Annotated in this window: 23 protein-coding genes; all 23 read left to right on the plus strand. The window is 52.3% G+C overall.

Translation table 11 applies throughout. The features are described from left to right. Positions 1–244, plus strand: a 244-nt coding sequence (gene rplP, locus K2I50_RS08580; RefSeq protein WP_301025918.1) for a 50S ribosomal protein L16, incomplete at its 5' end; no start/stop codon positions are given. Positions 245–250: 6 nt separating this feature from the next. Continuing rightward, positions 251–448, plus strand: a complete 198-nt coding sequence (gene rpmC, locus K2I50_RS08585; protein WP_068961790.1) for a 50S ribosomal protein L29 — start codon at positions 251–253, stop codon at positions 446–448. Between the two features lie 9 nt (positions 449–457). Then, a complete protein-coding gene (rpsQ, locus tag K2I50_RS08590; protein WP_068961791.1) occupies positions 458–718 on the plus strand; it encodes a 30S ribosomal protein S17 in 261 nt (86 codons plus the stop codon). Between the two features lie 2 nt (positions 719–720). Continuing rightward, entirely contained in the window at positions 721–1086 is a 366-nt protein-coding gene (rplN, locus tag K2I50_RS08595) for a 50S ribosomal protein L14 (protein ID WP_068961792.1), read from the plus strand. A 27-nt stretch (positions 1087–1113) separates the two neighbouring features. Further along, the gene (rplX, locus tag K2I50_RS08600) at positions 1114–1434 is read left to right on the plus strand and encodes a 50S ribosomal protein L24 (protein WP_301025919.1); all 321 of its coding nucleotides are present in this window, start codon (positions 1114–1116) and stop codon (positions 1432–1434) included. Next, entirely contained in the window at positions 1434–1985 is a 552-nt protein-coding gene (rplE, locus tag K2I50_RS08605) for a 50S ribosomal protein L5 (protein WP_068961794.1), read from the plus strand. The genes rplX and rplE overlap by 1 nt, the downstream gene beginning before the upstream one ends. A gap of 9 nt (positions 1986–1994) precedes the next feature. Further along, entirely contained in the window at positions 1995–2294 is a 300-nt protein-coding gene (gene rpsN / locus K2I50_RS08610; protein WP_068961795.1) for a 30S ribosomal protein S14, read from the plus strand. Between the two features lie 89 nt (positions 2295–2383). Next, complete coding sequence (gene rpsH / locus K2I50_RS08615; RefSeq protein ID WP_068961796.1) at positions 2384–2782, plus strand: 30S ribosomal protein S8; 399 nt, start codon at positions 2384–2386, stop codon at positions 2780–2782. Positions 2783–2802: 20 nt separating this feature from the next. After that, positions 2803–3357 (plus strand): 50S ribosomal protein L6, encoded by a 555-nt coding sequence (rplF, locus tag K2I50_RS08620; RefSeq protein ID WP_301025920.1) that lies wholly within the window; start codon positions 2803–2805, stop codon positions 3355–3357. Between the two features lie 17 nt (positions 3358–3374). Beyond that, positions 3375–3716, plus strand: a complete 342-nt coding sequence (rplR, locus tag K2I50_RS08625; RefSeq protein WP_068961798.1) for a 50S ribosomal protein L18 — start codon at positions 3375–3377, stop codon at positions 3714–3716. A 6-nt stretch (positions 3717–3722) separates the two neighbouring features. Further along, on the plus strand, positions 3723–4241 hold the full coding sequence (rpsE, locus tag K2I50_RS08630) for a 30S ribosomal protein S5 (RefSeq protein WP_301025921.1): 519 nt from the start codon (positions 3723–3725) through the stop codon (positions 4239–4241). A 14-nt stretch (positions 4242–4255) separates the two neighbouring features. Further along, the gene (gene rpmD, locus K2I50_RS08635; RefSeq protein ID WP_068961800.1) at positions 4256–4435 is read left to right on the plus strand and encodes a 50S ribosomal protein L30; all 180 of its coding nucleotides are present in this window, start codon (positions 4256–4258) and stop codon (positions 4433–4435) included. Positions 4436–4447: 12 nt separating this feature from the next. After that, positions 4448–4894 (plus strand): 50S ribosomal protein L15, encoded by a 447-nt coding sequence (gene rplO / locus K2I50_RS08640; protein ID WP_068961801.1) that lies wholly within the window; start codon positions 4448–4450, stop codon positions 4892–4894. Between the two features lie 2 nt (positions 4895–4896). Next, positions 4897–6252 carry a preprotein translocase subunit SecY gene (gene secY / locus K2I50_RS08645; RefSeq protein WP_301025927.1) on the plus strand — a complete coding sequence of 452 codons (1356 nt, stop codon included), beginning with the start codon at positions 4897–4899 and terminating at the stop codon, positions 6250–6252. Positions 6253–6321: 69 nt separating this feature from the next. Further along, positions 6322–7104 (plus strand): type I methionyl aminopeptidase, encoded by a 783-nt coding sequence (gene map / locus K2I50_RS08650; protein ID WP_301025922.1) that lies wholly within the window; start codon positions 6322–6324, stop codon positions 7102–7104. A 9-nt stretch (positions 7105–7113) separates the two neighbouring features. Then, positions 7114–7332 (plus strand): translation initiation factor IF-1, encoded by a 219-nt coding sequence (infA, locus tag K2I50_RS08655; RefSeq protein ID WP_068961804.1) that lies wholly within the window; start codon positions 7114–7116, stop codon positions 7330–7332. A gap of 15 nt (positions 7333–7347) precedes the next feature. Next, positions 7348–7464 (plus strand): type B 50S ribosomal protein L36, encoded by a 117-nt coding sequence (gene ykgO, locus K2I50_RS08660; protein WP_068961805.1) that lies wholly within the window; start codon positions 7348–7350, stop codon positions 7462–7464. Between the two features lie 35 nt (positions 7465–7499). Further along, positions 7500–7880 (plus strand): 30S ribosomal protein S13, encoded by a 381-nt coding sequence (gene rpsM / locus K2I50_RS08665; RefSeq protein WP_068961806.1) that lies wholly within the window; start codon positions 7500–7502, stop codon positions 7878–7880. A gap of 9 nt (positions 7881–7889) precedes the next feature. Beyond that, a complete protein-coding gene (rpsK, locus tag K2I50_RS08670; RefSeq protein ID WP_068961807.1) occupies positions 7890–8279 on the plus strand; it encodes a 30S ribosomal protein S11 in 390 nt (129 codons plus the stop codon). Positions 8280–8461: 182 nt separating this feature from the next. After that, entirely contained in the window at positions 8462–9067 is a 606-nt protein-coding gene (gene rpsD, locus K2I50_RS08675) for a 30S ribosomal protein S4 (protein ID WP_301025923.1), read from the plus strand. 20 nt (positions 9068–9087) lie between these two features. Beyond that, complete coding sequence (locus K2I50_RS08680; RefSeq protein ID WP_301025924.1) at positions 9088–10080, plus strand: DNA-directed RNA polymerase subunit alpha; 993 nt, start codon at positions 9088–9090, stop codon at positions 10078–10080. A gap of 7 nt (positions 10081–10087) precedes the next feature. Further along, positions 10088–10573: a 50S ribosomal protein L17 gene (gene rplQ / locus K2I50_RS08685; RefSeq protein WP_301025925.1), complete on the plus strand. Its 486-nt coding sequence runs from the start codon at positions 10088–10090 to the stop codon at positions 10571–10573. Between the two features lie 193 nt (positions 10574–10766). After that, entirely contained in the window at positions 10767–12062 is a 1296-nt protein-coding gene (gene eno / locus K2I50_RS08690; protein ID WP_301025926.1) for a phosphopyruvate hydratase, read from the plus strand. The last annotated feature ends 172 nt before the right edge of the window (positions 12063–12234 follow it).

A 12234-nucleotide genomic window follows, 5' to 3' on the forward strand; every position in this document is an offset into this window, starting at 1 on the left:
GATATGGATCCGCATATTCCCCGACAAGCCTATCACCAAGAAGCCTGCCGAAGTGCGAATGGGTAAAGGTAAAGGTAACCCCGAAGGATTCGTGGCGCCTGTGACTCCCGGACGTATTCTCATCGAGCTCGAAGGCGTTCCCTTCGACGTGGCTAAGGAAGCACTCCGCCTCGCTGCACAGAAGCTCCCCGTCACCACAAAGTTCATCGTTCGTCGTGACTACGACCCCACCCAAAACGTGTAACCGATTATGAAGAAAGAAGAAATTAAGGAGTTCAGCACCCAGGATCTCAAAGAGCGTCTGGAGCAGGCTCGCAAGGACTATCTTCAGCAGAAGATCAACCATGCGATTTCCCCCATCGACAATCCCGCAAAGATTACACACGATCGTAAAATGATTGCACGCATGAAGACCGAGCTCCGTCAGCGTGAACTTAACAATAAATAATCCCCAGATATGGAAATTACAAGAAATTTAAGAAAAGAGCGTATTGGGGTAGTTTCGTCAAACAAGGGAGACAAAACCATTACCGTAATGGTGAAGTGGAAAGAAAAACACCCCATCTACGGAAAGTTTGTCAACAAGACGAAAAAGTACCACGCACATGACGAAAACAACGAGTGCAGCGTTGGCGACACCGTTCGTCTGATGGAGACCCGTCCCTTGAGCAAGACCAAGCGATGGAGATTAGTTGAAATTATTGAAAAAGTTAAATAATCATGATACAGACCGAATCACGTCTTACAGTTGCCGACAACAGCGGTGCCAAAGAAGCCCTTTGCATCCACGTACTCGGCGGCACCGGACGCCGCTACGCTTCTGTAGGCGACATCATTGTAGTGACCGTTAAAAACGTTATCCCTTCGTCCGACGTAAAGAAAGGTACTGTGTCTAAGGCTGTCGTTGTCCGCACAAAAAAGGAAATTCGCCGTCCCGACGGATCCTACATCCGCTTTGACGACAATGCCTGCGTGCTGCTCAACAACGCCGGTGAGCTCCGCGGTACCCGTATCTTCGGCCCCGTTGCCCGCGAGCTGCGTGCAACCAACATGAAGATTGTATCGCTCGCTCCCGAAGTACTTTAACTAATCAGCTAACTGAAGTAAACCACAATGAGCAAACAAAATATCAAAAAGGGCGATATCGTTTACGTCCTCGCAGGCGACGACCGCGGCAAGCAGGGCCGCGTGCTCTCGGTACAGGTAAGCAAGAACCGAGCCATCGTTGAAGGTCTCAACATGGTATCCAAGAGCACCAAACCCTCCGCTAAGTATCCCCAGGGCGGCATCATCAAGATTGAGGCTCCCATCCATATTTCAAACCTCGCCCTTCTCGACCCCAAGTCGGGCAAGCCCACCCGCATCGGACGCGCCCGCAACGAGGAAGGAAAGTCGATCAGAATTTCTAAAAAATCAGGAGAGGAGATTAAATAATGGCCAACGCAACACTTCATAAAGATTATAAGGAGCGCATTGTCCCCGCCCTTGAGAAAGAGTTCAACTACACTACAGTCATGCAGGTGCCCCGTCTGGAAAAGATTGTAATCAATCAGGGTCTGGGCGAAGCAACTCAGGACAAGAAGATTATAGAGACAGCTATCAACGAGCTCACAGCCATCACCGGACAGAAAGCCGTGGCTACACTCTCGCGCAAGGACATCTCTAACTTCAAAGTACGTAAAAAGAACCCCATCGGCGCACGCGTGACCCTGCGCCGCGACAAGATGTATGAATTCCTGGAGCGTCTGGTACGTGTGGCCCTCCCCCGTATCCGCGACTTCAAGGGTATCGAGAGCAAGCTCGACGGCCGTGGCAACTACACCCTCGGCATCACCGAGCAGATTATCTTCCCCGAAATCAACATCGACTCTATCTCCAAGCTCCAGGGTATGAACATCACCTTCGTGACATCGGCAAAGACCGACGAAGAAGGCTACGCACTGCTCAAGGAGTTCGGACTTCCCTTCAAAAACGCTAAAAAATAATCTTCCGATATGGCAAAAGAATCAATGAAGGCCCGCGAAGTAAAGCGTGCCAAACTTGTAGCCAAGTATGCCCAGAAGCGTGCAGAGCTTAAGAAGATTGTCAACACCGGCAATCCCGAGGATGCTTTCGAAGCCGCACAGAAACTTCAGGCACTTCCCAAGAATGCCTCTACAGTGCGCCTCCACAACCGCTGCAGCATAACCGGCCGTCCCAAAGGCTACATGCGCCAGTTCGGCATCTCGCGTATCCAGTTCCGCGAAATGGCCTCCGCAGGTCTCATCCCCGGAGTAAAGAAGGCAAGCTGGTAATCCACGGGAGGATACACAACCGAAACATTCCAAAATTAGTATTAAATATTGTTCGGACAACGTCCGGATCAATTTAAAACAATTTACAAATGACTGATCCAATAGCAGATTATTTAACAAGATTGAGGAACGCAATCAAGGCCCAGCACCGTGTGGTCGAGATTCCCGCCTCAAACTTGAAGAAGGAGATCACCAAGATTCTCTTCGAGCAGGGTTACATTCTCAACTACAAGTTTATCGAAGGTGAGAATCCTGCCGGCACCATCAAGATTGCCCTCAAGTACGACCCCGTCAACAAGGTCAACGCTATCAAAAACCTGAAGCGTGTATCTCGTCCGGGTCTGCGTCAGTACACCGGCTACAAAGATATGCCCCGCGTATTAAACGGTCTCGGCATCGCAATCCTGTCAACCTCAAAAGGCGTCATGACCAACAAGAAGGCCAGCGAGGAAAAAGTAGGTGGCGAGGTGCTTTGCTATGTTTACTAATCAGATAGGAGGAAATTACAATGTCAAGAATAGGTAAAGCACCCATTGAAATACCCGCAGGAGTGACTGTCACCGTCAACGGCGATAACGTCACCGTGAAGGGCCCCAAGGGCGAATTCTCCCAGAAAGTAAATCCCGACCTCACCGTAAAGGTAGAAGACGGACACGTTGTACTCACCCGCCCCTCTGACGACCGCGAGCACCGTGCACAGCACGGTCTCTACCGCGCTCTCATCCACAACATGGTAGTCGGCGTAAGCCAGGGCTACCGCAAGGAGATGGAGCTCGTAGGCGTAGGCTATCGTGCATCTTCCGAGGGACAGGTACTCGAGCTCTCGCTCGGTTTCTCCCACGCTATCTTCATCAAACTTCCCAAAGAAGTCAAGGTAGAGGCAAAGACCGAACGTAACAAGAACCCCCTCATCATCCTTGAGAGCGGCGACAAGCAGCTTCTCGGCCAGGTATGTGCCAAGATCCGCTCACTCCGCAAGCCCGAACCTTACAAGGGCAAGGGTATCAAGTTTGTCGGAGAGGTTATCCGTCGCAAGTCGGGCAAGTCAGCAGGTGCTAAATAATTAAAACAGGCAGAATCATGATATCCAAGATACAAAGAAGAAACAAGATCAAAACCCGCATCCGCGGGAAGGTGTCTGGCACTGCTGCTCGTCCCCGCATGACAGTGTTCCGCTCCAACAAGCAGATCTACGTGCAGCTCGTCGACGACCAGGAAGGCAAGACTCTTGTGTCAGCTTCCTCAAAAGGAATCGAAGAAGGCACCAAGATTGAAATCGCCGCCAAGGTAGGCAAGGCTGCTGCCGAGAAGGCTCTCGCCGCCGGTATCACAGAAGTTGTTTTCGACCGCAACGGCTACCTCTTCCATGGTCGTGTTAAATCATTGGCCGACGCTGCTCGCGAAGGCGGACTTAAATTTTAAAGAATCATGGCTTACAAGTATAATAGAGTTAAATCTACCGGCGATCTCGAACTCAAGGACCGCCTCGTGGCCATCAACCGCGTAACCAAAGTTACCAAAGGTGGACGCACATTTACCTTCGCCGCCATCGTTGTGGTAGGCAACGAAGACGGTATTGTAGGCTGGGGTCTTGGCAAAGCCAACGAAGTTACCGCCGCTATCGCAAAAGGCGTGGAGGCTGCAAAGAAGAATCTGATTCGCGTTCCCGTACACAAAGGAACAATCCCCCACGAGCAGTATGCCAAATTCGGCGGCTCGCGCGTAATCCTCAAGCCCGCATCCCACGGTACCGGTGTAAAGGCCGGTGGCGCTATGCGTGCCGTGCTTGAGAGCGTAGGTATCACCGACGTGCTCGCAAAGTCAAAGGGTTCATCCAACCCCCACAACCTTGTAAAGGCCACAATCGAGGCTCTCGGCGAAATGCGCAGCCCCGCACAGGTGGCTCAGCACCGCGGCGTATCCATCGACAAAGTGTTTAACGGCTAATCCTAACTGACAATATGGCTAAAATCAAAATCACTCAGATAAAGAGCCGCATCAACGCCCCGAAGGTGCAGAAACTCACCCTCGACGCGCTCGGACTCAAGAAGATGCATCATAGTGTCATCAAGGAAGACACTCCCAGCGTGATGGGCATGGTAACCCGCGTACACCACCTGGTAGAAGTTACTAAGCTTTAATTGAAGAAAATCATGGAACTGAATACTATCCATCCTGCCGTAGGCTCCAACAAAAAGAAGCGTCGTATCGGCCGTGGTCCGGGTTCCGGCAAGGGCGGTACATCAACACGCGGACACAAAGGTGCTAAATCACGCTCCGGCTACAAGACCAAGATCGGATTCGAAGGCGGTCAGATGCCCCTCCAGCGCCGTCTGCCCAAGTTCGGCTTCAAGAACATCAACCGTGTCGAGTACAAGGCAATCAACCTGTCTGACCTCGAGACTCTGGCTGCTGCCCGCAACCTTGAGAAAATCGGTCTGGAAGAACTCCGCGCCGCAGGCTTCATCTCCAGCGCACAGCCCGTCAAGATACTCGCCAAGGGTGCCGTGACACGCGCTATCGCCGTTGAAGCCAACGCATTCTCACAGGCTGCCCAGAAGGCTATCGAGGCCGCCGGTGGTTCAATCGCTAAAGTATAAAGATAATGAGATTTGTTCAGACCTTAAAAAACATTTGGACAATCGAAGAGCTTCGCAAGCGACTTCTTATAACATTCCTTTTGGTATTCGTATACCGAATGGGATGTTATATCGTGCTTCCGGGTATCCATCCCGATGACCTCGACGCGCTTGCAAGCTTCACCGCCGGAAGCGGTCTGATGCAGCTCCTCGATATGTTCTCCGGTGGTGCGTTCTCCCAGGCATCCATTTTCGCTCTCGGTATCATGCCCTACATCACTGCATCCATCGTGATACAGCTTCTGGGCATGGTGCTCCCCTCGTTCCAGAAAATGCAGCGAGAGGTGGAAAGCGGTCGTCAGAAGCTCAACCAGTACACACGTTACCTCACCGTGTTCATCCTTCTTCTGCAAGGACCCGCATACCTGATTAATCTTCAGATGCAGGTAAGCAGCGCGGGCGGTCACGCCGCCATGGGCTTCTGGACGGTGGCTTATCTCACCGTGATCCTGGCTGCAGGTTCGATGTTCATCATGTGGCTCGGCGAGAGGATTACCGACCGCGGTATCGGCAACGGTATCTCCTTCATAATCCTCGTCGGTATTATCGCCCGCCTGCCGCAGTCGCTCTACTACGAGTTTGTAAGCCGTCTGCCTGACTCAACCGGCTCCGCCGGCGGTCTGGTGATGTTCCTGGTCGAGCTCATCCTGCTCTTCGCCGTGACAGTAGGCGCAGTCCTTCTGGTACAGGGTACACGCAAAGTGCCCGTACAATACGCAAAGCGCATCGTGGGCAACCGCCAGTACGGAGGCGCACGCCAGTACATACCCCTCAAGGTCAATGCTGCCGGCGTAATGCCTATCATCTTCGCACAGGCAATCATGTTCATCCCCATCACCCTCGCAGGGTTCGGGTCGGCATCTGACGCCTCGGGCGGATTCTTCCAGGCATTCTCCGACATCAACGGCTGGGCCTACAATATCACCTACTTCATCCTCATCGTAGCTTTCACCTATTTTTACACCGCAATCACCGTACGTCCCGCCCAGATGGCAGAGGACATGAAGCGCAACAACGGCTTCATCCCCGGTGTCAAGCCCGGTAAGAAGACAGTGGAATACCTCGACTCGATTATGTCGCGCATCACCCTGCCCGGATCAATATTCCTCGGCATCGTGGCAATCATGCCCGCTTTCGCGCGTCTCTTCGGAGTAAGCCAGAACTTCGCCCAGTTCTTCGGCGGCACATCGCTGCTGATTCTCGTAGGCGTGGTCCTCGACACACTCCAGCAGATTGAGTCGCATCTGATGATGCACCACTACGACGGTCTGATGAAGGACGGCAAGATAAAAGGCCGCACAACAGGCAGCGCATATTGATTAATATTGCGTCAAGCGTAAAAATCAGTAAAAACGATATTCGCAATAAGGCTACTTTAAGTAAACTGAATGATCTATCTGAAGACACCTGAAGAGATAGCTAAAATGCGAGAAGCATGTGATCTGGTGAGTCGCACACTTGGTGAAGTAGCCAAGTGGGTGACTCCCGGCGTCACTACACTCAAGCTCGATACAATTGCGCGCGAATATATGCTCGACAACGGCGGCCGCCCGGCCTGCCTTGGCTATGCCGGCTTTCCCGCCACCCTCTGCATCGAGGTAAACGAGACAGTCGTACACGGCTTCCCGAGCAACTATACTCTACGCGAAGGCGACATCGTAGGCATCGACACCGTAGTCGAACTCAACGGATACAACGGCGACCAGTGCTACACCTTCCCCGTCGGCGAAATCGCTCCCGCGACACGCCGCCTCATGGAAGTGACCAAAGAGTCGCTCTACAAAGGCATCGCAGCCTGCAAGGTCGGCAACCGCATAGGCGACATCGCCAACGCCGTCCAGACCTATTGCGAGCGCCACGGATACTCTGTAGTACGCGAGATGTGCGGACACGGCATAGGCCGCGAGATGCACGAAGACCCCGAAGTGCCCAACTACGGACGCAAGAGCACCGGCCCGATTATCAAAAACGGCATGTGTCTCTGCATCGAGCCGATGATCAACCTCGGAAAGCGCAATATCCTCATTGAAAAAGACGGCTGGACATGCCGCACACGCGACCGCCAGCCCTCCGCACATTACGAGCATACCCTTGCCATTGTCGACGACAAGACTGAAGTGCTTACCACGTTCGACTATATCAAAGAAGTGCTTAAAGAGAGATTTATTTAATATTTACTTATGGCAAAACAGTCTGCAATCGAACAGGACGGCACCATCGTCGAGGCCCTCAGCAACGCAATGTTCCGCGTAGAGCTCGAGAACGGCCACGAAATCACCGCCCACATCTCCGGAAAGATGCGCATGCACTACATCCGCATCCTCCCCGGCGACAAGGTAAGGGTCGAGATGTCGCCCTACGATCTGTCGAAAGGCAGAATAGCATTCCGATACAAATAAAACAATCAAAATAAAATGAAAGTTAGAGCATCAATCAAAAAGCGCACTCCCGACAGCAAAATCGTGCGCCGCAAAGGACGTCTGTACGTAATCAACAAGAAAAATCCGAAGTACAAGCAGCGTCAGGGATAAATTTTGTAACTTTGCAGAAAATTTAGTCAATTAATATGGCAGTTAGAATCGTGGGAGTTGACCTCCCCCAGAACAAAAGAGGTGAAATCGCCTTGACTTATATCTTCGGCATCGGACGCAGCGCCGCCAAGTCGATCTTGGAGAAGGCCGGAGTTGATGGTAATATCAAAGTAATGGACTGGACCGACGCCCAGGCCGCAGCCGTTCGCGAAGTCATCGGCAGCGACTACAAAGTAGAGGGTGACCTCCGCAGCGAAATCCAGCTCAACATCAAGCGTCTCATGGACATCGGTTGCTACCGTGGCATCCGTCACCGCAACGGCCTCCCCGTGCGCGGTCAGAGCACCAAGAACAACGCCCGTACACGCAAGGGTCGCAAGAAGACCGTTGCCAACAAGAAGAAAGCTACAAAATAATAGAATAGTATGGCAAAAAAGACAGTCGCAGCAAAGAAGAGAAACGTTAAGGTTGACGCCAACGGTCAGCTTCATGTTCACTCATCTTTCAACAACATTATCGTGTGCTTAGCCAATTCCGAAGGACAGGTTATCTCATGGTCAAGCGCAGGTAAGATGGGCTTCCGTGGCTCAAAAAAGAATACTCCCTATGCCGCCCAGATGGCAGCACAGGATTGTGCAAAGGTTGCTTATGACCTTGGCCTCCGCAAAGTAAAGGCTTATGTAAAGGGTCCCGGCAACGGTCGTGAGTCTGCAATCCGCACCATCCACGGTGCAGGCATCGAAGTAACCGAGATTATCGACGTTACCCCGCTGCCCCACAACGGTTGCCGTCCTCCCAAGCGCCGTCGTGTATAAGCAATCAGGACTGAACTCTACTTTCACTTACATTTTATCCAACTAAGGGACTCCGCTACGCCGACATGGCGTGGGACGTGAATGGACTGCATTTTTTATCACCTCTCTGCAGTCGCGGCTGCACTACCATGCACATCGGACGTAACCCACACTCCCTTTCCATCAATTTCTGACTAAACAAAATGGCAAGATATACCGGACCAAAAACAAGAATCGCCCGCAAATTCGGTGAGCCTATTTTCGGTGCAGACAAAGTTCTCTCGAAAAAGAACTACCCCCCGGGCCAGCATGGCGTAAACAAGCGTCGCAAGAGCAGCGAGTACGGCGTGCAGCTTCGTGAAAAGCAGAAAGCCAAATATACCTATGGTGTACTTGAGAAGCAGTTCCACAACCTCTTCAACAAGGCCGCCCGCAAGAAAGGTATCACCGGTGAGATTCTGCTCCAGCTCCTCGAGTCACGTCTCGACAATGTCGTATACCGTCTGGGCATCGCTCCCACACGTGCGGCAGCCCGTCAGCTCGTACTCCATCGTCACATCACCGTAAACGGTGGCGTTGTAAACATCGCCTCTTACGAAGTAAAGCCCGGCGACGTTGTAGGTGTACGCGAGCGCAGCAAGTCACTTGAGGTTATCGCCGACGCACTGGCCGGATTCAACCACAGCAAGTATCCCTGGCTCGAGTGGGACGAATCACTCAAGGCCGGCAAGCTCCTCCATGTTCCCACCCGTGAGGACATCCCCGAAAACATCAAGGAACAGCTTATCGTCGAGTTGTATTCTAAGTAATCATTCCAAACAATAGATCCATGGCTATTTTAGCATTTCAGAAACCTGACAAAGTTGTCATGTTGGAAGCCGACAACCACTTCGGTAAGTTTGAGTTCAAGCCATTGGAGCCCGGTTATGGTATCACCGTGGGCAATGCGCTCCGCCGCATTCTCCTGAGCTCTCTCGAGGGCTATGCCATATCCTCGATCCGCATCGATGGCGTAAAGCACGAATTCGACACAATTCCCGGAGTAAAGGAGGACGTGACCAACATCATCCTCAACCTCAAGAAGGTCGACCTGAAGCAGACCGTAGAGGATGTCGAGGACGAAAAGGCTACAATCACCGTGTCAGGGCAGGAGGTGTTCAAGGCCGGTGACATTGGCAAGGTACTCACAGGATTTGAGGTTCTCAATCCCGACCAGGTCATTTGTCATTTGGATCCCGATGCAAGTTTTCAGCTCGAGCTTACCATCAACAAGGGCCGCGGCTGGGTGCCCGCCGAAGAGAACGCAACTCCCGGCGACGCTATCGATGTGATTGCAATCGACTCTATCTATACTCCCATCAAGAATGTGAAGTATACCGTAGAGAACTTCCGCGTAGACCAGAAAACTGACTACGAGACACTCATAATCGAGATTACCACCAACGGCTCAATCCTTCCCAAGGACGCGCTTAAGGAAGCTGCCAAGATTCTCATCTACCACTTCATGCTCTTCTCCGACGAGAAGATTACCCTCGAGACCACCGAGACCGACAACAACGAGGAGTTTGACGAAGAAGTACTGCGCATGCGCCAGCTTCTCAAGTCGAAGCTCACCGACATGGATCTCTCGGTACGCGCTCTCAACTGTCTGAAGACAGCCGAAGTGGAGACTCTTGGAGAGCTTGTCGTGTTCAACAAGACCGACCTGCTGAAGTTCCGCAACTTTGGCAAAAAGTCGCTCACAGAGCTCGACGAGCTGCTTGCAAGCCTCAACCTGTCGTTCGGCATGGATATTTCAAAATACAAATTAGACAAAGAATAATTAAACGATGAGACATAATAAATCCTTCAACCACCTCGGTCGCAAGAAGGCTCACCGCGACGCGCTGCTCGCCAATATGACTATCTCGCTCATCATGCACAAGCGCATCTTCACTACGCTTGCCAAGGCTAAAGCCCTCCGCATGTATGCCGAGCCCCTCATCAACCGCGCCAAGGAGGACAACACCCCCAACCGTCGTCTGGTGTTCTCACACCTTCAGAACAAAAATGCCGTCACCGAGCTCTTCCGCGAAATCGCCCAGAAGATTGCTGACCGCAACGGCGGCTACACACGCATCATCAAGACCGGCAACCGTCTTGGTGACAATGCCAAGACATGCTTTATCGAACTCGTTGACTACAACGAAAACATGATGAAGCAGCCCGGCGCCAAGAAGACCGGCCGTACACGCCGCAGCCGCAAGGGCTCCGCTGAGAAAGCTGTTGAAGCTCCCGCAGCAGAGGCTCCCAAGGCTGAAGAGGCAGCAGAGTAATATACTCCCGCGCCTTAGCGTCATAATACAAAATGTCCGACTCCCCGGCGACGGCGGAGCCGGACATTTTTCTTTCGTATAAAATTTTTAAAAGTTTGCTAAAGCCGTAAGAATCATTTGAAAAATTCGTATCTTTGTGTCCGGCTAAATGACCAAAATCTTATTCTCTCATATATAATTAAAACCACCAATTATGAAAATTGAAAAAATCATCGGACGTGAAGTGCTCGACTCACGTGGCAACCCCACTGTCGAAGTAGACGTAATCCTCGAATCAGGCGCCCGCGGCCGTGCATCAGTACCCTCCGGTGCATCTACCGGCGTAAACGAGGCTCTTGAGCTTCGCGACGGCGACAAAAACCGCTATATGGGCAAGGGTGTGACCAAGGCTGTAGCCAATGTAAACGGCCCCATCGCTGCCGCCCTCGTAGGTATGTCGGCTCTTGACCAGATCCGTATCGACGAGACAATGCTCGCCCTCGACGGCACCGAAACCAAGAGCAACCTCGGAGCCAACGCCATCCTCGGCGTATCTCTCGCCGTTGCCAAGGCTGCTGCCGACTATCTCGATCTTCCCCTCTACAAATATATCGGTGGCTGCAACACATACTGCCTCCCCGTGCCCATGATGAACATCATCAACGGTGGCGCACACTCTGACGCTCCCATCTGCTTCCAGGAGTTCATGATCCGTCCTATCGGCGCATGCTGCTTCAAGGAAGGTATCCGTATGGGTACCGAGGTATTCCACAACCTCAAGAAGGTGCTCCACGACCGCGGTCTCTCTACAGCCGTAGGTGACGAGGGTGGTTTCGCTCCCGCACTCGACGGTACTGAGGATGCCCTCAACGTAATCATCAAGGCTATCGAGGCTGCCGGCTACGTTCCCGGAAAGGACGTTACAATCGGTCTCGACTGCGCGTCTTCCGAGTTCTTCAAGGATGGTCTCTACGACTATACCTGGAAGCAGGGCGAAGGCGCTCCCAAATACACCTCACAGCAGCAGGCTGAATACCTCAAGACTCTCGTTGAGACTTACCCCATCGACTCAATCGAGGACGGTATGGCCGAAGGCGACTGGGAAGGCTGGAAGATCCTTACCGATCTTATCGGCAACCGTTGCCAGCTCGTAGGCGACGACCTGTTCGTTACCAACGTTAAGTATCTTGAAAAGGGTATCGAGCTCGGCTGCGCCAACTCTATCCTTGTTAAGGTTAACCAGATCGGCTCTCTTACCGAGACCCTCCGTGCCGTTGAGCTCGCTCAGCGCAATGGTTACACCGCTGTCATCTCTCACCGTTCAGGCGAGACTGAGGACGCTACCATCGCCGATATCGCCGTTGCTACCAACGCCGGACAGATTAAGACCGGTTCTGCAAGCCGCAGCGACCGTATGGCCAAGTACAACCAGCTCCTCCGTATCCAGGAAGAACTCGGCGAAGACGCAGCTTACGGCTACGGCAAGCGCACCAAGATGCCCCAGGCTTAATAAGCAGAGGCATTGGCTGAAACGCTATCAGCAACTATAAAATAGCGGAAGGCTGCTCCATTGCGGGGCAGCCTTCCGTGTGTTTTAGAGCTTGTTAAGAGCTTGTTTAATAATAAATGTTGCCGCCAGGGTCGTATAGCTTGAGTCGATTTTCGACATGTGACGAAGGAGT

This window comes from Muribaculum sp., from assembly GCF_029051885.1.
GTDB lineage: Bacteria > Bacteroidota > Bacteroidia > Bacteroidales > Muribaculaceae > Muribaculum.